This is a genomic window from Streptomyces sp. NPDC043427, from assembly GCF_056436655.1.
The window spans coordinates 738,942-761,353 of record NZ_JBWKCC010000001.1; the positions used below are offsets into that span (position 1 = coordinate 738,942).

General features: G+C 70.2%; 15 protein-coding genes and 1 pseudogene. 2 read left to right on the forward strand and 14 right to left on the reverse strand.

Annotated elements, in window-relative coordinates:
• Nucleotides 1–54: 54 nt before the first annotated feature.
• Entirely contained in the window at nt 55–240 is a 186-nt protein-coding gene (locus AC067M_RS03435) for a hypothetical protein (protein ID WP_478695365.1), read from the forward strand.
• Between the two features lie 318 nt (nt 241–558).
• Here AC067M_RS03435 and AC067M_RS03440 read toward each other — a convergent pair.
• The 12 genes and pseudogenes from AC067M_RS03440 to AC067M_RS03495 form a co-directional block, all read right to left on the reverse strand.
• Nucleotides 559–864, reverse strand: a pseudogene (locus tag AC067M_RS03440) (SWIM zinc finger family protein); the annotation flags it as partial.
• Nucleotides 865–2,197: 1,333 nt separating this feature from the next.
• Nucleotides 2,198–3,655: an aldehyde dehydrogenase gene (locus tag AC067M_RS03445; RefSeq protein WP_478695260.1), complete on the reverse strand. Its 1,458-nt coding sequence runs from the start codon at nt 3,653–3,655 to the stop codon at nt 2,198–2,200.
• 113 nt (nt 3,656–3,768) lie between these two features.
• Entirely contained in the window at nt 3,769–5,097 is a 1,329-nt protein-coding gene (locus AC067M_RS03450; RefSeq protein WP_478695261.1) for an ABC transporter substrate-binding protein, read from the reverse strand.
• Entirely contained in the window at nt 5,094–6,296 is a 1,203-nt protein-coding gene (locus tag AC067M_RS03455; protein WP_478695262.1) for a branched-chain amino acid ABC transporter permease, read from the reverse strand. The genes AC067M_RS03450 and AC067M_RS03455 overlap by 4 nt, the downstream gene beginning before the upstream one ends.
• Entirely contained in the window at nt 6,293–7,219 is a 927-nt protein-coding gene (locus AC067M_RS03460; RefSeq protein WP_478695263.1) for a branched-chain amino acid ABC transporter permease, read from the reverse strand. The genes AC067M_RS03455 and AC067M_RS03460 overlap by 4 nt, the downstream gene beginning before the upstream one ends.
• A gap of 106 nt (nt 7,220–7,325) precedes the next feature.
• A complete protein-coding gene (locus tag AC067M_RS03465; protein ID WP_478695264.1) occupies nt 7,326–8,057 on the reverse strand; it encodes an ABC transporter ATP-binding protein in 732 nt (243 codons plus the stop codon).
• Nucleotides 8,054–8,809, reverse strand: a complete 756-nt coding sequence (locus tag AC067M_RS03470; RefSeq protein WP_478695265.1) for an ABC transporter ATP-binding protein — start codon at nt 8,807–8,809, stop codon at nt 8,054–8,056. Before AC067M_RS03470 ends, AC067M_RS03465 begins: the two co-directional genes overlap by 4 nt.
• Before the next feature lie 62 nt (nt 8,810–8,871).
• The gene (locus AC067M_RS03475) at nt 8,872–9,915 is read right to left on the reverse strand and encodes an amidohydrolase family protein (protein ID WP_478695266.1); all 1,044 of its coding nucleotides are present in this window, start codon (nt 9,913–9,915) and stop codon (nt 8,872–8,874) included.
• A 97-nt stretch (nt 9,916–10,012) separates the two neighbouring features.
• A complete protein-coding gene (locus tag AC067M_RS03480; protein WP_478695267.1) occupies nt 10,013–11,530 on the reverse strand; it encodes an aldehyde dehydrogenase family protein in 1,518 nt (505 codons plus the stop codon).
• Nucleotides 11,527–12,276, reverse strand: coding sequence for a nuclear transport factor 2 family protein (locus AC067M_RS03485; RefSeq protein ID WP_478695268.1), 750 nt, complete (start codon nt 12,274–12,276; stop codon nt 11,527–11,529). The genes AC067M_RS03480 and AC067M_RS03485 overlap by 4 nt, the downstream gene beginning before the upstream one ends.
• Before the next feature lie 21 nt (nt 12,277–12,297).
• On the reverse strand, nt 12,298–13,779 hold the full coding sequence (locus AC067M_RS03490; RefSeq protein WP_478695269.1) for a carotenoid oxygenase family protein: 1,482 nt from the start codon (nt 13,777–13,779) through the stop codon (nt 12,298–12,300).
• A 20-nt stretch (nt 13,780–13,799) separates the two neighbouring features.
• The gene (locus AC067M_RS03495) at nt 13,800–15,260 is read right to left on the reverse strand and encodes a benzaldehyde dehydrogenase (protein ID WP_478695270.1); all 1,461 of its coding nucleotides are present in this window, start codon (nt 15,258–15,260) and stop codon (nt 13,800–13,802) included.
• A gap of 128 nt (nt 15,261–15,388) precedes the next feature.
• Between AC067M_RS03495 and AC067M_RS03500 the strand changes: the two genes are divergently transcribed.
• Nucleotides 15,389–16,171 carry an IclR family transcriptional regulator gene (locus tag AC067M_RS03500; protein WP_478695271.1) on the forward strand — a complete coding sequence of 261 codons (783 nt, stop codon included), beginning with the start codon at nt 15,389–15,391 and terminating at the stop codon, nt 16,169–16,171.
• A gap of 1,459 nt (nt 16,172–17,630) precedes the next feature.
• Here AC067M_RS03500 and AC067M_RS03505 read toward each other — a convergent pair.
• Both AC067M_RS03505 and AC067M_RS03510 read right to left on the reverse strand, forming a co-directional pair.
• Nucleotides 17,631–18,914 (reverse strand): extracellular solute-binding protein, encoded by a 1,284-nt coding sequence (locus AC067M_RS03505; protein ID WP_478695272.1) that lies wholly within the window; start codon nt 18,912–18,914, stop codon nt 17,631–17,633.
• Nucleotides 18,915–19,366: 452 nt separating this feature from the next.
• Complete coding sequence (locus tag AC067M_RS03510) at nt 19,367–22,315, reverse strand: glycosyl hydrolase family 65 domain-containing protein (protein ID WP_478695273.1); 2,949 nt, start codon at nt 22,313–22,315, stop codon at nt 19,367–19,369.
• Nucleotides 22,316–22,412: the final 97 nt, after the last annotated feature.

The window sequence follows — 22,412 nt, forward strand, 5'->3', positions numbered from 1 at the left end:
AGCCACTCCGCCAGCGACTCCGGATCGGGGCGTGCGACCCCGCAGGCCTCCAGATTGGACCTCAGCCACTGCAGCGGCGGCCTCCCCGACCACGCCGTCCGAGTCGTCGATCTCCCCGTACGTCTCTCCCAGCACCCGGAGCGCCTCCTCGGCCAGAGCGACCGCCTGCGCGGCCTCCCCGCCGGCGGTCAGGGCGCGCAGGGCACTCGCCGCCTCGGCGACCTGTCGTCCATACCCTGAGGCATCCGCGTACTCGATGTACCCGTAGCGGGCGAAAGGCCGCGGATCGATCAGTGCGGCGATCCGATCCCGGACCGTACCGAGGTCAGTGCGAGCAGCGGCTGCCCGCAGCTCCAAACGTCGGCGCAGTTCCCGGTCCTCGGCGACCTGCTCCCGCACCAGCACCAGGAGTTGGTCGCGTGACAGCCCTGAAAGCCACGCTTCCAAGCCGGAAGACCGTGCTCGCGCCGCGGCCCACTGCTGCGGAATTGTCTTCGCCCGCCGCAGCACGGTCAGCCCGACCGCCACACAATGCTTGCAGAAGTTGCCCTCCTGCCCGTACGGACAGTCGCACCATCCCGAGATCCCGTCACCCCCGCCGAGGGTGAGTTCCACCTCGTAGACATCCGTACCGTGCACCACGGCGGTGACCGAACCCTCCCCCACATCCAGACCGCTCACGGCGTCCAGATACCCCAGCCCCCGCTCGAAGGACCGAGCCCCGGCCAGCACCCTCAGGTCGTCCTCGCCGAATCCCACCACTTTCCGTGCCACACCGGGATTCAACCGCGGATCGGCAGCTTTGGAGACCCGAGCACCCGGCAGTCCACACGTGTGGCCGCTTGCGACGACTGAGCACGCCATCGAGCGGTGGACTTACGGCGCATCAGCGATGACGGGGGCCCCGAGCGAGGGGATGGTGAACGCCGGGTAGCCGCCGCCCTCAGAGCCAACGGCGTCGGGAGCTTGCGCCGGATCTCGACCACCAGCTGCCACACGAGCAGCGTGCATTCACGCTGTCTCTCTTCAATGGGGTGATGCGGACGGCTGCCGAAGCGGCGGGCCGGATCGTGCGCGACCGCATTCAGCCAAAGCAACTGACATGATCGTCCGCACACCAGGGCCACATGGCCACGACCTGCATGTGACTCCCCGGCAGCGGACGCTGCCCGGTGAACGTCGTCGGCTACCCGCTCGGCCCGTCGGTCCGCCCGCCCCTTGATGCGTCGGGCGCCAGCGCCGTAGCAGGCATCCGGTGCACCGCGGTCTCACCCACACCGCCGCTTGCCTATCTCACGGGGGTGGATGTGCCCGGCGTTGGTGAGGCTGCTGGCCTCAACGCGCACCACTGGGTAACGGCGCTGACAGCAGCGGCCGGAGAGCGGTGCCCGGCAGGCCGGGGCGGGGCGGACAGTGACGGCGCCGACGGTCAGGACGCCCGGCTTCCTGCGGCTCCGCTCCATTTCCTTGTGTCCCCTACGCGTCCCCTGGATCTTGCCTTCGACTTCGCTGCGTAACCACCAGCAGTTGAGCTTACTCCTGAATCACCGCAGGTCAGAGCCTCCACAAGGGCGTCCAGGCGCCCGCCGTGACACGTAGGGCAGTACGTGTGAGCAGCGGATTCTCTCCGTTGGGGCCGAGTAGGTGACTCAGAGGCACTGAAGAGACGTTTCCGCAGGTCAGGGCATGTTACTGGTGGGGCGGGTGGGACTCGAACCCACGGCCGACGGATTATGAGTCCTTTGAGGATCTTGGCGGGCCTTGCCCATCCATGCCGATCCTTGACGTTTTCCCAGGTCAAAGGAGCTGATCGATGTCGACCCCATACGGTCCTTGTCGATCCGTGCCTGTCCTTGTGGCCCCTGTTTGGCCCCTGCGCGTCTTGAGGGCCGCACAGAACGGCGCTGAGGCGGCTTCGCCCACCTCGGCGAAGGCGCTTGAACCCTCGCGTAGCGGATCGCCTCTCCACCTCAAAGAGGCTCCGCCCCAGCACTCTGGGACGGAGCCACCATGAAAGACCGGCGCCCCTTGCAGGTATTGCTCCGGGCCGGCATGCAGGGGGCAGACGCGATTCTCGGCCTGCCGCAGGGACACGATTTCGGTAGCAGTGCCTGGCTCAGCGACGAGTTGCGGCGTCTGCGGTGCCGCGCCGCCCGGGCCGGAGGCGACCGGGTACGGCTCGGGCCCAGTCAGCGGGTCAGATGTAGAGCGATTTGAGGACGCGGTATGCCTCCAGGCCCTCGGGGCCGAACTCGCGGCCTGTGCCGCTGTCCTTCATGCCGCCCCAGGGCGCGGAGAGGTCGGGCGGGTAGCCGTTGATCCCGAACGTCCCCACCCGGACGCGGCGTCCGACGCCCAGCCCGTGTTCCGGGTCGGCCGTCCAGACGGTTCCGGCCAGACCGTACGCGGAGTCGTTGGCGAGGGCCACGGCTTCCTCCTCGTCGACGGCGCGCAGCACACACACGACGGGGCCGAAGATCTCCTCCTGGGCGATCCGCATCGTGCTGCCGACCTCGGCGAAGACGGTCGGCTCGTAGAAGTAGCCGGTGTCCGGCGTGGCCGGCCGACGTCCTCCCGTGACCAGACGGGCGCCCTCGGCGATGCCGGAGGCCACGTACTCCTCCGTCTTCGCCAGTTGGCGGGCGCTGACCAGCGGGCCGGCCGTCGTCGCCGGGTCCAGCGGGTCTCCGAGCACCTGAGCGCGTGCCACGTCGGCGAGACCGGCGACGATCTGGTCGTAACGGCCAGGGGTCGCGATGACGCGGGTCATGGCGAAGCAGGTCTGGCCGCTGTTCAGGAAGGACAGGAAGCCCAGGCCGCCGAGGGTCTGCTCCAGGTCGGCGTCGTCGAGGACGATGGCCGCCGACTTGCCGCCGAGTTCGAGGCTCACCGGGACGAGGCGCTCGGCACAGGCCGCGCCGATGTGCCGGCCGGTGGGGGTGGCACCGGTGAAGGCCACCTTGTCGACGCCGGGGTGCCGGACGAGGGCGGAACCGGTGGCCGCGCCGCCGGGCACGAAGTTGAGGACGCCGGGTGGCAGGCCCGCCTCCTCGGCGATCCGGACCAGCAGGGCGCCGCTGAGCGAGGTCTCCACCGCGGGTTTGAAGACGACGGCGCAGCCGGCCGCCAGCGCGGGGGCGATCTTCGTCATGGCCAGGAAGACCGGGTAGTTCCACGGCGGGATCACGGCCGCCACGCCGAGCGGCTCGCGGCGCACCACGGTGCGGCTGCCGGGTCCGACGGGGGTGCGGGTCTCCTCCTCTTCCAGGGTGCGGGCCAGGCCCGCGTAGTAGCGGAGGATCATGGCAGGGCCGTCGACGTTGTTGATCCGGGAGAAGCCGAGTGGCATCCCCATTTCGCGGGTGACGAGTCGGCTCATGTCGTCGGCGCGCTTGTCCAGCGCGTCGGCGAAGCAGTCCAGGGCGTCGGCGCGTTCAGCGGGCGTGCTGCGGCCCCAGGAGCCGTGGTCGAACGCCTCGCGCGCGGAGGCGACGACGGTGTCGACGTCGGCGGCGGCTGCGAGCACGGTGCTGCCGAGCGGCTGTTCGGTGGTGGGATCGGTCAGGGTGGCTGTCTCGGTGCCGATGGCGGGCTGCCATGCTCCGCCGGCGTGGATCTGTGTGAGCTCCTGGGCGGAGTCGCTGGTGCGGCTCATCACGGGGTGGCTCCTTCCGGAAGGTCGGCGCATGCCGGCGGAGGCATGGCGATGGTCATCGGTCGCCTGGCGAGTATCGGCGGTCGCCCGGCGAATGTCAGCGGTCGCACGGGTCAGCCGAGCGGGGTGTGCCCTTCGAGGTCGAACGTGGTCGAGGTCGACTTCCAGCCGTTGGTCTTCGCGGAGTACCGGTCGATGCGTCCGGCTTCGAGGAGAACCGGGTCGGTGGCGCCGTCGGTCCGCTGGCGCGGGGAGATCGACAACGGGCGGGTCACCTCGGTGTCCCAGGCGGCCTTCATCAGGTTGACGCGGGTGAGGCCGCCCTCCATACCGGCCGCGTCCTTGAGGTTCTGCACCAGAAGGACGCCGAAGTTGTAGCCGTCCAGGGCGTTGCCGATGGACGCCTCGGCCTTGCCCCCGACGGCGGCCATGTCCTTGCGGTACTGCTTCATCGCCGGGTCGTCCGCGTAGCGCGGGTCCGCGGGGTCCTTGCGGAAAATCGGTGCCACGACGCCGTCGCCCGCCGGGTCGACCGGGGTGATCCACTGGGCGGCGCCGTTGCAGGCGGAGTTGACGGCGACGATGCCCTTGTAGCCGGCGGTGGCCAAGGCCTTCAGGAAGCCCGGGCAGTAGTTCGGCAGGGTCTCCAGGAACACCGCGTCGGGCTTGGCCGCGACCATGGCGGCCACCGGGCCGTCCACGCTGGTCGCGCCGGCGGCGATGGACTGGTTCGGCAGGACGGTCAGCCCGGCCTTCTTGGCCAGGGCCGGGAAGGAGGCGTGGAAGTCCGTGCTGAGGGCGTCCGGTCCGGTCAGTTCCATGACGGTGACGCCCGGCTTGGTGGCCTTGATGTAGTCGACGATGGCCTGGGCCTCCACGGACGCGGGGGCGATGCCGAGGGTGGACCACGGGTGCTTCTCGGGGTCGGTCAGCCCCTTCGTGGTGCTGGTGATGGACCACAGCTGCGGTGTGCAGGTCTTCTCGGCGACCGGCTGCGCCGCATTGATCTGCGGGGTCCCGATCTGGTTGACCGTGGCGAGGACGTTGTCCTTTCCGGTGAACGTCTGCGCGTTGGCGAGGGCTCGTGCCGCGTCGAACGCGTCGTCCCGCGTGATCAGCTCGATCTTGTGGCCGTCGATGCCGCCTTTGTCGTTGACGGCCTTGAAGTACGCCTTCATGCCCAGGGCGGTGAGCCCGGCGCTGGCGAGCGGGCCGCTCAGCGGGGTGCTCATACCGATCTTGATGGTGGCGCCGTCGGCGAGGGGCTTCGAGGCGGAGGCGGGGCAGGCGGCCGCGGAGATCGCTTCGGCCTTCCCGCCGGCGGATTCCCCGGCCGAGCCGGCGGCGCTGCGGCTGTTGCCGCAGGCGGTGCCGAGCAGGGCGACGGCGACGCAGAGGGCGGCGCTGCGCCACAGGTTCCTTGAAGTGATGGAGACGTTCATCGGGTTCTCCTGACGGGGGCGGCGGACATGGGGGCGGAAACGGGTGTGAGCGGGGAGGCCGGATCGGCGAGGCGCGTGGTGCCGGGGGGTCCGGGGGGCGGCTCGGTCACCTCGCGCGGTACGAGGCGGACCGCCCTGGCCCGCAGGCGGGTGAGGAACGGGGCGATGCCCTCAGGCATCGCGAAGACGGCGGCGATGAGCAGGAGGCCGTAGACGGCGTTGGAGAAGAGTCCGGGCTGACTGGAGACGGCGGCCAGGCCGGGCATCGAACCCGCCCAGTCGGCGGTCCACTGGGGCAGGAACACCATGGCCGCGCCGCCGATCCAGGCCCCGGCGACGGTGGTGGAGCCGCCGAGGACCATCGCCGTGATGAAGAGCAGGGTGATCTGGAATCCCACGGTGCCGGGGCTGACCGTAGGGGTGATCAGGATGTAGAGGGCGCCGCCGAGGGCACCGTAGGCGGCGCTCACCGCGAACGCGCCGGTTCTGACGCCGGCCGGCCACACACCGCAGACCCGGGCGGCCGTCTCGTGGTCGCGCACGGCGATGAGTGAGCGCCCTGTCCTGCCTCGTACCAGCCCGGCGGCAAGCCAGAACAGCACCCCCGAGACGGTGGCGACCACGAGGTAGCGCCAGCCGAAGTCGGTGACGTTCAGGCCGAACCAGGCCGGTTTGTGCCAGCCCACGTCGGTGGTCTTGCCCCCCACTCCCCCGGTGCCCAGTTCCAGGGCGAACGGCTGGGTGAGGAGGACGGGGAAGGCGACACCCACGGCGAGGGTCACCACCGCCAGGTACAGGCCGCGCAGCCGCAGCGCGGGAATGCCGACGAGGAAGCCGAGCGCCGCGCCCGCGACGGCGGCGGCGGGCACGGCCGCGCCCCAGGGCCAGCCCCGGTCGCCGCAGAGCACGGCCACCGTGTAGGCGCCCACGCCGAAGAAGGCGGCGTGTCCGAGCGAGACCTGGCCGGTCCAGCCGGTGACGAGGTTGAGGCCGAGGACGGCGACGGCGTACGGCACCACCTGGGCGATCGGGGTGAGGGCCGCATCGTTGAGCAGCAGGGCGGGCACGACCACGCAGACGACGGCGAGCAGGAGGCCGATGCCCTGCCACAGCCGGTGACCGGGCGAGCCGATGACCACGTCCTTGGGGAACTCGGTGAGCTGGGAGACTTCGGGGGACTTGGCGGGCTTGGCGGTCATACCCGTTCCACCTTCCGGGTGCCGAACAGTCCCTGGGGCCGCACCAGCAGGACGGGGAGGATGACGGCGAGGGCGAGCAGCAGACTGAGGTCGCCCTGCATCGCGGTGAACACGCCGGGTACGAGGGCCTCGAGGGTGCCCAGCAACAGCCCGCCGAGCACGGCCCCGGCGGCGCTGTCGAATCCGCCGAGGGTCGCCGCGGCGAGGCCCATCACCAGCACGGAGCCCATGAGGTTGTAGTCGAGGGTGCCGGTGGTCTGGGAGACCAGCACGGCGGCGAGGGTGCCCACGGCCGCCGCCGTCCCCCAGCCGACCGTGAACATCCGGCGCACCGGAATGCCCATCAGGGCGGCTGCCTCCCGGTGGGCGGCGACCGCCCGGTAGCCGAGCCCCAGCCGGGTGCGGTGCAGCGCCACCCAGAGCATGCCACCGACGGCCGCGACCACGGCGAGAGTGCCGATCGCGGCGTAGGCGAGCCGGTACGGCGGCGGGCCGGACAGCAACTCGATCCGGTCGCCGAGGTCCGTGGGAAACAGCCCGACGCCGGGGAACGGCTGGGTGCCCCAGATGATGGCGTTGGCGGCGTTCAGACCGAGGAAAAGGGCCAGCGTGGCGAGCAGCACCGGGAAGATGCCACGCCGCTCCAGCGGCCGGATCACCACCCGCTCGACCGCGCACCCGAGGGCGAACGACGCGGCCAGGGCGATCGGCAGCGCGGCCCACAGGGCGAGCCCGGCCTGGCGCACGGTGTGGAAGGTGAGGGCGCCGGTGACGGCCATCTCGCCCTGTGCGAGGTTGACGTGCCCGGTGGCGCGGTAGAGCACCACCACGGACAGGCCCACCAGCCCGTACAGGCTGCCGTTGACCAGGCCCCCGGTCAGCAGTGTCAGTAGGTACGCCGGATTGGCGGCGTCAGGACTCATGGATGTCTCCCTTGACGGCCTGAGTCGGTGGCAGGTCGGTGGTTCGGCGGCCGAGCGGCTCTCGGCCTCGATGTCCCTCGCGGGCGGCAGTGGCCTTGCCGGCCCCTCAGTAGCCGAGGTAGGCGCGGCGCAGTCCGTCGTCCGCGCGTACGTCGGCGGCGGTGCCGGTGCGCACGAGGCGGCCGGATTCGAGGACGTACGCCCGGTGCGCGAAGGCGAGGGCGAGTTCGGCGTTCTGCTCGACGATGAGCATGGAGGTGCCCTGTTCCCGGTTGATTTCGCCGAGTTGGTCGAACAGCCTCCGGGTGATGATGCGCGCCAGGCCGAGCGACGGTTCGTCCAGCATCAGCAGCCGGGGCCTGGACATCAGGGCGCGGGCGACGGCGAGCATCTGCTGTTCTCCGCCGCTCATGCCGCCCGCCTGCTGAGCGCGGCGTTCGGCGAGGCGGGGGAAGACCTCGTACCAGTGAGCGAGGTCGGTTTCCACACTGGGGCGGTCCCGGCGCAGGTAGGCGCCCGCCCGCAGGTTCTCCTCAACGGTCAGTTCGCCGAAGACGCCCCGGCCCTGCGGGACGTGGGCGACGCCGAGTCGTACGGTGTGGTCCACGGGCCGGCCGAGGAGGCGTTGTCCGTCGAGAACGGCCGAGCCCCGGGTGCGGACCATGCCGCTCAGCGCCCGCAAGGTGGTGGTCTTCCCGGCGCCGTTGGCCCCGAGGAGCACGACCGCCTCGCCCGCCTCGACGTGGAAGTCCAGGCCGTGCAGCACTTCGCCGGGTCCGTACGAGGCGTGCAGCCCGGAGACTTCGAGGCGGGCCCCTGTGGGTGAGGGGGCGGTCATGCGGCACCTCCCAGGTAGGCGTCGATCACGGCGGGGGCCTGGCGGACCTCGTCGGGGGTGCCGTCGGCGATCAGGCGGCCGAAGTCCAGGACCACGACCTTGTCGCTGGTGTCCATCACCAGCCGCATGTGGTGCTCGACCAGAAGCACGGAGAGCTGGAAGTGGTCGCGCAAGGCCCTGATGGTGCCGCCGAGGGCGTCGACCTCCTCGTGGGTGAGGCCGTTGGCGGGCTCGTCCAGGAGCAGCAGCCGGGGTCCGGCGGCGACGGCGCGGGCCAGTTCGACGCGTTTGCGGGTGCCGAAGGGCAGGCCCTCGACCGGGGCGAGCGCGAGGTGGTCCAGGTCCAGCAGGCGCAGGATGTCCATGGCGCGGGCCCGCTCGGCACGGCCCGTGACGGCCGTACGCCACCGCAGGGCCGCGGCCGGCCAGCTGCCCCCGGATCGGGAGTGGGCGCCGGTGAGCACGTTGTCCAGTACGGACAGCCCGGGGAAGAGGGCGACGTTCTGGAAGGTCCTGGCGACGCCGGCCCGGGCTATCCGGTGGCCGGGCAGGGCGAGCAGGTCCTGTCCGTCCAGGCGGGCCTGGCCGGAGGCGGCCGGGTACACGCGGCTGATCACGTTGAACAGCGTCGTCTTTCCCGCGCCGTTGGGGCCGATGAGGCCGCAGACGGCTCCGTCGGGTACGTCGAAGGACACCCCGTCGAGTGCGGTCAGGCCGCCGAAGCGGACATGGATGTCTCTTATTTCGAGCATGGCGGGGCCAAGGGGATGGCGTGCATGGGGTACCTCGGGAGGAAGTGAGAGCCTCAGGAGCCTCAGGACGAGGGCGGCAGACCGAAGACCTTCTCGGCGTTGGTCTGGTACAGGGCCCGCAGGGCGGCGGCGTCGATCGGGAGCCGGTCGTGCACGCTCACCTCGGCGGGCGCGCTCTGGTACGGGTAGTCCATCGCGTACAGAACCCGGTCGTCACCGAGTACCTGGCGAGTGAAGAGGATGGCGGGTTCCCAGGCCATGCCCGACGTGGTGACCCAGATGTTGCGGCGCAGGTATTCGCCGGGGGTGAGTTCCAGGGCGGACAGGTGAGGGAAACGTCCGGAGCGCAGGCTGGCGGTGTGCATGAAGTCGATGCGGTACGACCAGAACGGCAGCGCCTCGCCCAGGTGGCCGACGACGACCCGCAGCCGGGGGAACCGGTCGAACACCCCGGAAGTGATCATGCGGAGCAGGTGCAGTCCGGTTTCCACTGCGAAACCGAACACGGCGCCGTCCAGGCCGGCTTCCCGCATCGGCTCGATCATGCGCGGCGAGGGCGTGTTGGGGTGCAGGTAGATCGGCGTACCGAGGGCTTCGGCGGCTTCCAGGACGGGCCAGAACTTCTTGTCGTCCAGGTACTCGCCGCGGGTGTGGGAATTGATGATCACGCCCCGGAATCCGAGGCGGTTCACGCCGCGTTCGATCTCCTCGGCGGCCCGCTCGGGGTCCTGCGGGGCGATGGCGGTCAGGCCGGTGAACCGGTCGGGGTGGCGGCGGCAGGCGTCGGCGAGGACGTCGTTGGCCGCAGCGGCGATGGCGGTGCCTTCGGCGGGGTCGAAGATCTGTGTGCCCGGGGAGGTGAGGGCGATGATCTGGCGGTCGATGCCGGTAGCGTCCATGTCGGCGATGCGACGTTCGCCCAGGTCCTGCAGCCGCTCGACGATCTGCCGGGCACGTGGGCTGTCACCCATGTAGAAGCCCCAGAGGCTGTCGAAGCCGGGGTCGCCCGAGGAGCCTTCGGCGAGCATGGCGCGCCAGCGGGTGATGAGTTCCGGCGGTGCGAACGCCTCCTCGGTGGCGATCCGGAGGTATCCCTGGTCGGTCATGCGGTTCCTTTCAGGGCATGACGGCATGACGCAGTCGTCGATGCATGTGAAGAGAGCGTTGGGAGAAGCCCCGCCCCGGTTGTGCGAGCGGAACTGACTACGGCTGTCGCCGAAGCCGAAGTCCGGCGAAGTGACCGAGGCCGGGCAACGAGCCGTGGTCGTCGGCGCACACGACAGCCTGGGGTTCCATGCAGGCGCGTACGGAGTCGATGCCGTGGGTGCGGCCGATCCCGGACTGCTTGACGCCGCCGAAGGGGACGCTCATCGGGGAGGCGCCGACCCGGTGGACGTTGACGAAGGCCGTACCTGCCTCCAGCCGCCGGGCCACCCGCAGGGCGTGGTCGGGGTCGGCGGACCAGACGGATCCCGCGAGGCCGTACTCGGTGTCGTTGGCCTGGCGGAGGGCCTCGTCCTCGTCGTCGAAGGCGAGGACAGGGATGATCGGCCCGAACTGCTCGTCGGTGACCAGCTCGGCGTGCGGGTCGATACCCGTGACGACGGTGGGCCGCTGGAAATGGCCGCCGCCCCAGCTCGCCGGGTCGCGCTTGATCCCCACCGTGGTGACCTTGGCTCCGCGGGCAGCGCTGTCTGCCCGCAGCCGTTCGGTGCGTTCCCAGCCCTCGCGGGTGGTGAGTGGACCCATCGCGGTGTGCGGGTCGAGGCCATCGCCGACAGTGAGCTGCGCGGCGACGTCGGTGAACGCCTCGACGAACTCGTCGTGCAGGGAGCGGTGTACGTAGACGCGTTTGACGTTGTAGCAGACCTGCCCGGAGGCGGCGAAGACACCAGCGACGAACTCCCTGGCCAGGGCCTCGTCGATGCGGGCCGACTCCAGGATCAGCGCGGCGTCGTTGCCGCCGAGTTCCATTCCGACGCTCTTGACGGTGGCGGCGGCGGACCGCATCACCTGCCGTCCGGTGGCGATGCTGCCGGTGAACAGGATTCTGCGGACCAGTGGGTGGGCGGTGAGTGCCGCCCCCGCGGCGTCGCCGAGACCGGGGACGCTGCCGACGACACCGGGCGGGAGTTCGGCGGCGAGGACGGCCAGCGCGCGGGACAGTGCCAGCGGGGCGATCTCGGGCGGTTTGACGACGACGGTGTTCCCGGCGATCAGGGCCGGGCCGAGCGCCATGAAGGTGAGGAGGACCGGGGTGTTCCACGGTGAGATGACCGCGACGGGACCCATCGGGATGTGCCGTATCCAGCCCCGGCCGAAGGTCACGGGGGCGGGTTCCTCTCGGTCGACCTCGTCGGCGAGGGAGGCGAAGTACCGCAGCAGCGCCGCCGCACCGCCGGCGTCGGCACGGGACTCGCCCAGCACCTTGCCGACCTCACGCGTGATCAGGCGGGCTTGGTCCTCACGTATTCCGTCCAGCGCGTCCGCGGCGCGGAGCATGGCCGCAGCGCGCTCGGCGGCGGGCAGGTCCGCCCATGCGGGGAAGGCGTCGACGGCCGCGCGGACCGCGGCGTCGACCTCCTTCTCGCCACCGAGGGCATGCTCGCCGACCACCTCATCGGTGCGGGCCGGGTTGACGACGGGCGCCGTCGGGGTGGGCAGTTCCTCGCCGCCGACCAGCACGGGGGCAACGGGGGCCTGGTCCGGTCTGGTCGTCATGAGCTCTTCCACGGTTCGCCGGTGACGGGGTGCGGATAGTGGAAGTCCATGACCGCTGTGTTGGGCCACAGTTCGCGGGTCTCGTCCTGGAGGATCTCGTCGGCGCCGAACTCGTCCGCAGGGTAGAGGGAGTTGGGAGAGGGGACGAAGTGGGGCGGGGTGTGGGCCCAGCCGTCCTCGAAGGTGCCGTGCCACAGCGGCCGGTAGTTGAGGGTGCGGATCTTCCAGACGCCGTCCTCGCGCACGTACTCGTTCTCGTACATGCCGCCTTCCCACCACTGCTTGGCCCGGCCCCGCCCCTTGCGCGGGTCCTCGACGCTGTCGTGGACGCCGGCCTGCATGAGGGTGCGGAAACGGCCGTGTGCGTGGTTGCCGTCGTCGTCGATGTGGACGACGTCCTGCATCTGCGGATGGTCGAGGAGGAAGCCCGGCATGGGGCCGTTGCGGCCGTCGGTGAACAGGGAGCGGAAGCGTCCTGTGTAGAGACGGCGGGCGCCCGCCTTGCCGCGGTAGACGGCGTTCATGAAGATCACCGTGCAGTCCTCGGCGAACAGTTCCACGACCTCGCTGTAGAGGGTCTTGTCGAGGTAGTAGCCGTAGGCGTGCTGGAGGTTGCGGATGGCGAGGGTGGATTCCAGGGCGTCGACGCGGCGGGCCAGGCTTTGGACCGTCGCCGCCAGGGCCGAGGTCTCCGGGTTTCCCGATGTCTTCGGTGTTCCCGAGGTCTCGGGGAGGGTGCTGGTCACGAGGGGACTCCTTGAGGTGGGTCAGTCGGCGCGCTGGGCGAGCTCGGAGGCGTCGAGCCAGTTGCCGTGCAGGCCGTACGGAAGGCGGATGGGCAGTTTCACGGTCGCGACGGGCGGCGCGTCCAGCCGCTGGGCGTCGAGGATGAGCAGGTCGCTGCGCATCTCCGCGTACCGGCCGACGATCGCCATGACATAGCCCTCGCCCTCGGCCGCGTCGGGCCGCGCGGGCACGAAAAGCGGTTCGTAGAAGCAGGACTCGGGTCCCGCCCAGCGGGTGGTGGTGCGCCTGCGGTCCAGGTCGACGGCGCCGAGCCAGCGGAATCCCATGCCGGGGCGTTCGTCGTCCGGTACGTGGTTCAGGGCCAGGACACCCCAGTGGTAGGGCAGGGTCTCGTAGCGGTCGTCCATGCGCGGGAACTCGCCGGAGCAGTCGGTCAGCCGGATCTCGGTGAAGTCGTCGCCGCCGTCCGTGCCGTGGCCGCCCGCACCGGGGTCCGCGTCAGTGTCGATGGTCCACCGGGACAGGTGGCCCTTGGCGCGTTCCGGGTCATAGGGGGCGCCGGACAGGTCGGGGAACCACGGGAAGTAGTTGGACTGGGCGACGGGCGTGTCGATGTGGAGGTACCGGCCGTCGTCGTAGGCGCCCATGATGTGGCTCGCGAACCGGTTGGAACCCCGGTACCAGCGCACCTGCCGTCCGCTGCCCTTGCGGGGCAGGACCCCGAGGAAAACGTCCTTGTCCGGGTCCCAGCCGAAGTGCGGCTGTCCGGCCTTGAGGCGTTCCATGTCGCTGGTGAGCGGGATGACGGGGAAGACGACGAAGTTCTGTGTGACGGCGAAGTCGTGGACCATGGAGGAGTACGGGGCCTGGAACCACGTCTCGTGGATGACGCGGCCGTCGCGGTCCATCTCGTAGTACACGATGTCCGGGGTGGTCTCGCCTTTGGCGGCGAAACCGAAGCACACCATCTCCCCGGTGCGCGGGTCGAGTTTGGGGTGGGCGGTGAAGGTCTGGCCGGTCAGTGCGCCGTCGTAGGTGTACTCGCCGATGGTCTCGAGTGTGTCGGGGTCGATGCGGATCGGCGGGCTGTCCTCCTTCAGGGCCAGCAGTTTCCCGGCGTGCCAGTACAGGTTGGTGTTGGCCACGCCGCGGACCATGCCGGTGACCGACGGGTCGTCGGTGAAAGGGTTGCGGTATGCGCCGAACAGGGCGCGCCGCGCGGCGCGTTCGGCGTTGAAGCGGGGGGTACGGACGTAACGGCTCTTGTAGTCGACGTGGCCGTCCTTGAAACGGAAGGACGTCGCCATGCCGTCGGCGTTGAACGGGATGTCGCCCTGGACGAAGGACGGGAACTGACGGTCGCAGACGATCCGGTAGTAGGTGCCGTCCAGTTGGGGCGGGATCTCGCCCTGGCTGACTTCGAGGTCGTAGATGTCGGCCTCGACGCGCAGGGGGGCGTTGAAGCCGCTGAGCTGCGGAATGTCGGGGAACCTGGTGGGCATGAGGGTGTGCCGCCTCGCGTCTAGAAGGGGTAGGACGGGAGGTCGCCGCGCACCGTCACCCACTGGGTCTCGGTGAAGGCTTCGAGGTTGGCTTCGTGGCCACCGTGCCGGGAGCCGGTGCCGGAGGCTCCGAGGCCGCCGAAGGGCACCACCGCTTCGTCGTTGATGGTCTGGTCGTTGATGTGGACCAGCCCGGTGGGGATGCGCTCGGCGAGCTCCAGCCCCTTGGTGACGTCACGGGTCAGGATCCCCAGCGACAGGCCGTACTCGGTGCCGAGGGCGAGTTCGGCGGCCTCGTCGAGGGAGGAGAAGGTGACCACGGGGGCGACCGGACCGAACACCTCGGTGGCGTAGGCGGGCGAGTCCAGCGGTACGGCGTCCAGGACGGTGGGGCGGTAGAACAGTCCGTCGTAGGTGCCTCCGGCGCGCAGCCGCGCGCCCGCGTCGACGGTCTCGGTGACGGCGGCGTGGATGGCGTCGCGCTGCACGGTGTCGATGACCGGGCCCATCAGGACGGTTCCGCTCGCGGGGTCGCCGACCGGCACCTTCTCCGCGCGGGCGGCGAGCGCCTCGGCGTACGCGTCGGCGACCGACTCGTGCACCAGGTGGCGGGCGGTGGCCATGCACACCTGGCCCTGGTGGAAGAAGGAGCCCCAGGCGCCGACGGAGGCCGCGCGGTCGATGTCCACGTCGTCGAGCACGATCATCGCGGAGTTGCCGCCCAGTTCCAGGTGGACCCGCTTGAGGTGCTCGGCGGCGGCGCGGGCGACGGCCCGTCCCCCGCGGGTGGAGCCGGTGAAGGCGATGACGGGGACACGCGGGTGGGTGACCAGGGCCTCGCCGACGTCCGCACCGCCGGGCAGCACGGTCAGCACTCCGGCCGGCAGCCCCGCCTCCTCGAAGATCCGGGCCAGCACCACGCCTCCCGACACGGCAGTGCGCGGGTCCGGCTTGAGCACCACCGCGTTGCCCAGCGCCAGCGCCGGGGCGACCGCCCGGATGGCCAGCACGATCGGCACGTTGAACGGGGAGATCATCCCCACCACGCCGACCGGCAGTCGCCGGGCGAGGCTGAGCCGGGGCTGGGCCGAGCGCAGCAGCTGCCCGTACGGGTACGAGGCCAGGGCGGCGGCCTCGAAGCACTCCTGGGCGGCGGTGTGGGTCTCGAAGGCGGCCTTGCCGGGTATGGAGCCGGTCTCGCGGACGATCCAGTCGCCGACCTCCTCGGCGGTCTGCTCGAACAGCTCACCGGCCCGCCGCAGCACCGCCGCCCGCTCGGTGTAGGGCAGCCGCGCCCACTCCCGCTGGGCGCGCGCACCGGTCTCCACCGCGTCGGCGACGTCCTCGGGTGCGGCCATGCCCACTCGGCCCAGCTCAGCACCGGTGGCGGGCTCCGTCACCGCCTTCGTACCGGCGCGGCCGTCGGTCCAGTCGAGCAGCTTGATCCTGCCCGCCCACGATGCCTCATCGAGCAGCCCCATCGCTGACCATCCCTTCGACGCCTTCGACGAATGCGGAGAAACGGAGCAACCAGCACACGGTGCTCCGACTGCACGGAAGGTACGACCCCTTTTCTCTCTGTGCAATATCTTCCGGCTAGACTTCTTACATGCGGAAAACAGCCTCGGCAGGCCCCCAGGTCCTGCAGTCCGCCGAACAGGCGCTGCGTCTAGTCCTGTTGGTGGCCCAGCGCGGTTCCATCACACTCAGCGAGGCGGCCACCGAACTGGGGGTCGCCCCCTCCACCGCCCACCGGCTGCTCGCCACCTGCAAGCACGTCGGGTTCGCGGCCCAGGACCGGCCCGGCGGGTCCTACTCCCCCGGGCCGGCGGTGCAGGAACTCGCCCTCGCCACGACCATCACGGTCGACCTCAGGGACGCGGCCCGGCCGGTGCTGGAGCGGCTGGCGGCCGACTGCGGCGAGACGACCAACCTGCTGCTCCTCGAAGGAGCCCAGGTGCGGTTCGCCGAATCACTGGAGGGCAGCCACTCGGTCCGCGTCGGCTCCCGGCTCGGGCTCGTACTGCCCGCGCACTGCACCTCCGGGGGGAAGGCGATGCTCGCGGCGCTGCCGCCGGAAGAGCTGCTCAGGCGCTACCCGACACAGGAGCTGGAGGCGGTGGACGGCCACCCTCCCAAACAGTGGCCCGCGCTGATGGAGGACCTGTGGCACATCCGCGAGCGAGGCTGGGCCGTCAATCTGGGAGACAGCGATCCGAGCGTCGGCGGAGTGGGCGTCGCGCTTCTCTCCGCCTCCGGCTACCCCATCGCGGCGATCACCGCCGGCGCCCCGCTGCACCGGCTCGGCACGCAGGCACAGGCCGCCGAACTCGTCCCGGCCCTCCTCGACGCCAGGGACCGGATACAGAGACGGCTGCGCGGTCAGGACTGACAGGGTGGTGTACGGCGGCTTCCCCGCCGGCTCCCGGGGCCGGCGCGACCCACGGACCGAGGCGACGCCAACCGGCTGCCCCCGAGAGGTCGCTTCGTCGCGGTGTCTCATGCCGCGGACCGCGCTTCACTTGATGCCGGGTCACGCAAGGAGACGGTGGCCGGCACGGGTCCTTGTCGGTTGGTTCCGGCCCCCGTGGTTCCTGCCTGGTCCCTGAGCATCCGTGAGGGGCACACCGGCAGCACCCGGCAGTCGCCGAGCTCGGCGAAGGGGCCGGAACCTTCATGCAGCGGATCACCTTCCTCCGCTCGGAGGCTCCACCGAAGGGACAGAGCCGACCGCGGCAGCCGCCCGACGAGAAACCGAGGGCGCACCGAGATATGCCGCCGCCTTGTCTGCGGAGCACCGGAGCCGGCCCGCCGCGCGACGGACTCCTGGCTTTCGTCGCTGGTCACCCGCTGCCGCGTGCCCGCCTCCAGCCAGGCCCGCTCCATGTGACGAGCCGGAGTCACGCCCGCCTCGTCACACCTCACGGCCCTCTGCCGAGGGCGCCGCGCCGAGGCGGAGGAGCACGGCCGTCGTGCCGGAGCGGGGCAGGGAGACGGTGAGCTGCTCGTCGGCGGCGCCCCGGGCCGTGGTGACGTCGGGCGTGGTGGAGTAGAGCAGCGTGGGACGAAGGCGGGCGCCGTGGAATAGCGTGACGGTGCAGGTGCCGGCGCCGACTCCGTACTGATCTCGTGGAACAGGGCTCTCTCGCCGCCCGGTCGCTCGGCACAGCCCTCGCGAGCTGCCGTCACCTGGCCGACCGTACCGCGGACGTCAGCGCCGCTCTGGCCCCTGTGTGGCCCCTCGATCTTGCTTTCGAACCCGACAACAACCATCTCGGCGGCCATGACAACTTTGATCGCTTACGTCGCCGCAGGTCAAAGAGGCCAGCATCGCACCGAGCAGCGCGCGTGACGCGATACCCCCAAGCCGCGAGCAGCGGATTCCGGTCCCCGGAACCGGAGTTGACATCCGGCACCCCGCAAGGAACGTTTCCGCAGGTCAGGAGCCTGCATGGTGGGGCGGGTGGGACTCGAACCCACGGCCGACGGATTATGAGTCCTTTGAGGGTCTTGGCGACCCTTGTCGATCAATGCTCATCCATGACGTTTCCCTGGTCAGGGCGGTCAGGCCGTGTCGGCATCCCTCGGTCTTTGCCGGTCTGTTCCTATCCTTGCGTCCCGAACGCGTCCCGAACGCAACCAGGATGGACAGGCGCAGCGTGCGCGGAGCCGGTTGCGCCAACTCAGGGAAGGGGCTCGCACTCGTAGGCAGCGGATTTCCGTTCCAGCGCCCGGAGGCTTCGCCTCGGCGCGGCGTAAAGGCAATCAGCGGCCGAGGTGGACGGTTCGGGCCCGACCGGTCTGCCCGCGGGTTGTTGTCCGTCCGTACGGGGGATACACACGCTGCGGGTTCAGCGGCCGGGGCCAATGGTGGTTGCCTTGGCTTGGAGGGTCTGCTGCGTTTGGGCGACTGTGGCCTTGCCGTGGGCGAGCTTCTCCAGTTCGCTGTCGATCGTGTCGGCGATCTGCTGCCAGGTGGTGATGGCCGGCGGGGCGCTGGTGGCCTGCAGCTGGGTTTGGAAGGGTGCCAACTTGGAGTCGTCGCCCAGCTTCGCCTCGTACCAGGCGTTGGCTACGGCGGGCAGGTTGCCGGAGGCGTCTGCATACGCGGCGATGTTGTCGACATCGATCAGGTACCTGACGAACTGCCACGCTGCGTCCGGGTTCCGGGCGTCCTTGAAGACCGCGAGGTCGCTCCCCGCGGCCAGGCCGGCGGCCTGCTCGCCCTTCGGCAGGGGCATGGTCTGCCACTTGCTGTCCAGCGTGGGGGCGTTGAGGTGGAGGTTGCCGCCAGTGCCGGCGCCCTGCTGCACGGTGCCGATCAGCCCGTTCTGAAAGTTCTGCCCGGAGTCCGTCTTGTCATTCGGCGACAGGCCGTCCTTAAAGATTTCGCTGTAGTACTCCAGCGCCTTGGTCACCGCGGGTGAGTCGAAGGTGAACTTCCTGGCGGTGGTGTCGTAGATGTCCCCGCCCTGCTGCCACACCATCGGTAGCCAGATCAGCCAGGAGTTGAAGCCGGTTTGCAGCTGGGTGGCGTGGCGCAGCTTGGGGCTCCGCTTGCCCGCGGTGGCCTGGATGGTCTTGAGGTCTTTCAGGTAACCGGCCCAGTCACTGGCCGGGGCGCCCTTGATGCCGGCCTTCGCCGTGATGTCGGTGCGGTAGTAGATCACCGAGGTGTCGGCGATGAACGGGACTCCGTAGGAAGTGTTCTTGTACGTCGTGGTCTCCCACGATCCCGGGAAGAACAGCCACGGCCTGATCGAGGCCGGGGTGGCCCGCAGGCCGTTCGTTGCGGCCAGCTCCGTCATCCAGCTGGAGTCGACCAGGGACAGGTCGGGGGTGTTGCCGCCGGCGATCGCGGTGGTCAGCTTCTCGTGCGCGGCATCCCATGGCACCGTGGTGATCTGCACCGTCATGCCGGGGTTCTGCTGCTCGAACTCCTTCGCCAGGCTCTCAAGGTCCTTGTCGGCCTTGTCACCCACGTACCACATGACCAGCTTGCCCTTACCGCTGTCGCTGGCATTCTTCGTCGGGGCGTTGGCGTTCGTGGGGTCGTCGCTCTGGCCGCAGCTGACGACCAGCAAAGCCATGGCGACGGTGGCGCAGGCTCTCCGCAGGGTTCTGGTGGTGCGCACGGACGGGGCTCCTTGCTGAAGGGCTGTGAGGAACGAGAGGGGGCGGAAACGAAGAGGGGTGGGGCCGGTGGATGGTCGAGGCCGTCCCATGGCTGCCCATGCCTCACTGGGAGCGGTCCTCAGCGGTCGGCTTTTCACCTGCAGGCAGTTCCGCCCAACCGCGAGCGAGGCCACCGACCACCGACCAGGCAGACCACCGCATCGGCGGTGGGAAAGTCGAACGCAGCCCTGCCGTCACCGCGTTCGACGTCGTTCATGCGGCGGAAGATCGGCGGGCACTCGCGGCGCGGACGCCGTGGTCGGACACCGAGCCCTAGGCATCCCCCTCGGCCGGAGAGCCCGGATGCTACCGGCCGAGGGGGACGGTTCGGGCCGGCCCGGTCTGCCCTGACTTACAGACCGGGCCGGCGGTTACGGCGATGGCGCGTCGGTCGGATCCGCGCTCGCCATGTCTACGAGTCGCATTGCGTCGCGTCGCCCGCCGGGTGCCTGGTGGGGACCTTCAGCGGTGTGCCGGGCTTGACCTCGCGCACGTCACCGCTGCCGACGCGTACCGGGAGTGACTTGCCGGAGCGCAGGGTCAACTTGGTGGTCTGCTGGCCGACGGTCACGTCGAAGGTGCGTCCGTGCCACTTCACCCCGGTGATGTTCACCCCCGGCAGCTGCGGCGGCAGGAACGGGTCGATGGTGACCGCGTCGGTTCCCCAGCGCATCCCCGTGAACCCGTACAGGAACTCCTGCAGGTAGCCGCCCTGGCCGGTGGTGAAGTTGAACGCTCCGCCGTTGCGGGTCTCGTACCACTGGTTGAACGGTGCGGCTTGGTACGGCTCCGCGCTGTTGCGGAGATAGTCGTAGACCTGGCAGCCCGGCGAGCCGAGGGCCGCGCCGTTGATGGCGGCGATCGCGTCCGTCATGGACGGGCCGCCCGGGTCGGTGCGCTCCTTGTAGTAGTCGAGGTCGTTCTGGGCCAGGCTGGGCGACATCGGCACAGCCCACGGGTACTGCAGCAGGGTGACGTCGGCCTGCTTGACGGTCCGCCCGTCGTAGCCGTCGAACTCGGGGTGGATGTTGTTCTTGGTGTCGACCGGGATCTTCAGGCCGTCGGCGACCTTCTTCCACGCCGGGTCGGCGGTCCGGCCCACGAGTTGCGCGGCGCGGATCGCGATGCGCAGTGACTCCTGCGCTCCGGCGTTGGTGGTCGCGCTGTTGTCCACCGGGTAGTTGTACTCGTCCGGCCCCATGACGTCGTTGATGTCGTAGCCGCCGGACGAGTTGGGTACGGCGCGGGTGGCCCAGTAGTCGGCGATGCCCTTCAGCACCGGCCATGCCTTGTCCCGTAGCCACGCCTTGTCACCGCTCGCCTGGTAGTACTGCCACTGCGCCAGGGCGATGTCGGAGTTGATGTGGACCTCGTACGTGCCCCAGGGGTCGGGGGCGGTCTCCTTGCCGGTCAGCGCGCTCTCCCAGGCGAACTTGGCGCCCTTGATCGGCTGGCTGGGCGTGGACAGCTTGGCGGCGTTCGCCTCAGCCGCGGACAGCAGCTTCTGCCGGTAGGTGTTCGCCCCGTTGGCGATGTCGGGGTACTGGGCGAGCAGCGCCGGGTACATCCAGGTCTCCATGTCCCAGAACACGTGACCGCTGTAGCCGTCCGAGGACAGCCCGCCCGGGCTGGTGCTCCAGGTGACACCGGGGCGCATGCTCGCGAGCAGGTAGAACATCGACGCGTGGATCTGCGCGGTCATGGCGCTGTCACCGGGGATCGAGATGCTCGACTGCCACAGCCGCGACCATTCATTGTTGTTGCGGGCGAGCAGCTGCTGGTAGCCGGCCTTGGCAGCGCGGGCCGCGGTACTCGCTGCGGCCTGCTGCGGGGTCGCGGCCTTGAGTGATCGATCGGTGTCGACGCTGGAAGCGATGCCCACGTACTTGGTGATCCGGTACGTCTGACCGGCGCGGACCGGGAACACGGCGCTCTGTGCGGCGCTGCCGTCGGGTACGTCCATCGCCTTGGTCGGCACGGCCTTGTCGTTGACGCGCAGTACCGAGTTGAGCCCGGCGGTGGCGAGCTTTCCGTCGGTGACGACGGTCTGTGAGAGGGCCGCGGCCTTGCCGTCCACGTGCGGGTCGGTGGTGGAGGCGCGGTGCAGGCCCCGGCCGTCGAACTCGTCCACGACGGTGGCCGTTCCGCTCCAGTGCGGTACGGCGCGCACGTTCACCGTGCCCAGATGGCCCTCCGCGCGGTTGGCGTTGACCTCGTAGGCGAAGCTGGTCGTGTCGCCTGCGGGCGAGGTCCAGTCGAACGACGTGCTCAGCACGCCGGTGCGCAGGTCCAGCGACTGCCGGTACTTGCTGGTGGTGCCGACCGTCCTGGGGGCGATCTCCGTGGGTGGCTGTGAGCCGTCCGGATACGCCGCGAGGTAGTCGACGTTCACCCGCGCCGTGTCACCCTCCTTGACGGTGATCTCGAGTGTGTTGTCACCCGCCGTCAGCGTCACCGGCACGGTCAGCACCGACCAGTCGTCCCAACTGCCCGTGCTGGGCACGGTGAGTTGCTGGAGCGAGCCGTTGACGCCGAGGTGGATCGTCTGCGGGTCGCCGCTGCCGTTGGAGTACCGGATGGCCAGCGTGGCCTTGCCGGCCGGCGCGTCACGGATCGGAACGACGCCGGTGCCGCCGACCGTCGGCCCACCGGTGTTCAGGCCGGCCAGGTAGCCGCCCACGATCCCACCCGGATGGGAGTTCTCGACGAACGCGCCGCCGGAGATCTTCCCGTACGCGGCCGGGCACAGCTGGTTGAATTCGCAGGACCAGCTGCCGATGCCGTAGACACCGCCGCTGCCACTGCCGCCGAAGCCGAGCGTGGTCCAACTCGGCAGGCTCGCCCGCTCCTCGGCCCCTTCCCAAGGGGCGCCGTAGAAGCCGGCCAGCTGGGACTGGGTGACGATGGGCGTGCTGCTGTAGCCGTGGCCCGCCGCGGGCACCCGCGCGGCGAGGTAGCCGTTGCCGACGAACGTCGGAGCGTAGTTCTTCGAGGTGTCGGTCGTGCTCAGCACCCAGCCGTCGTCGCCGCCGGCCTTACCCGGTTCGGGGGTGGACGAGGCGGGCACGGCTGCCGTGCCCAGGAGCAGGCCGGCCAGGGCCAGCCCGATCGACGCTGTCCTCCTGGGGGTGCGTGCGCGGGCACCTGGCCGGACGGTCGCCGACGGGACCGTGGACTGTGCGGTCCGCGAGTGGACGGGGGCGCCGGCTCTGGCACGGTCACCCGGGCCGATCACCACGGATACCGCTGACACGACGGATGTCGCCGCGCCCGTGAAACGAGCCCAGGCCGACCTGCGGCGCGAGGTACCGAGCCTCATTCCTATGTCGCCTACGGCCTCGCCGTATTCATTTTCCTTCATCGAAACGCCACCTCCTCGGGGTGGTACGCGTGGCTGGGTCACGACGGCCTGCCGATGCGGCTCGTAGAGCGGCGTCGCGGTGTATGACCCAGACCAC

Coding starts and splice junctions, on each gene's coding strand:
- AC067M_RS03445 (WP_478695260.1), bottom strand. CDS start 3,655: ATGAGCCGCACCAGCGACTCCGCCCAGGAGCTCACACAGATCCACGCC.
- AC067M_RS03450 (WP_478695261.1), bottom strand. CDS start 5,097: ATGAACGTCTCCATCACTTCAAGGAACCTGTGGCGCAGCGCCGCCCTC.
- AC067M_RS03455 (WP_478695262.1), bottom strand. CDS start 6,296: ATGACCGCCAAGCCCGCCAAGTCCCCCGAAGTCTCCCAGCTCACCGAG.
- AC067M_RS03460 (WP_478695263.1), bottom strand. CDS start 7,219: ATGAGTCCTGACGCCGCCAATCCGGCGTACCTACTGACACTGCTGACC.
- AC067M_RS03465 (WP_478695264.1), bottom strand. CDS start 8,057: ATGACCGCCCCCTCACCCACAGGGGCCCGCCTCGAAGTCTCCGGGCTG.
- AC067M_RS03470 (WP_478695265.1), bottom strand. CDS start 8,809: ATGCTCGAAATAAGAGACATCCATGTCCGCTTCGGCGGCCTGACCGCA.
- AC067M_RS03475 (WP_478695266.1), bottom strand. CDS start 9,915: ATGACCGACCAGGGATACCTCCGGATCGCCACCGAGGAGGCGTTCGCA.
- AC067M_RS03480 (WP_478695267.1), bottom strand. CDS start 11,530: ATGACGACCAGACCGGACCAGGCCCCCGTTGCCCCCGTGCTGGTCGGC.
- AC067M_RS03490 (WP_478695269.1), bottom strand. CDS start 13,779: ATGCCCACCAGGTTCCCCGACATTCCGCAGCTCAGCGGCTTCAACGCC.
- AC067M_RS03495 (WP_478695270.1), bottom strand. CDS start 15,260: ATGGGGCTGCTCGATGAGGCATCGTGGGCGGGCAGGATCAAGCTGCTC.
- AC067M_RS03500 (WP_478695271.1), top strand. CDS start 15,389: ATGCGGAAAACAGCCTCGGCAGGCCCCCAGGTCCTGCAGTCCGCCGAA.
- AC067M_RS03510 (WP_478695273.1), bottom strand. CDS start 22,315: ATGAAGGAAAATGAATACGGCGAGGCCGTAGGCGACATAGGAATGAGG.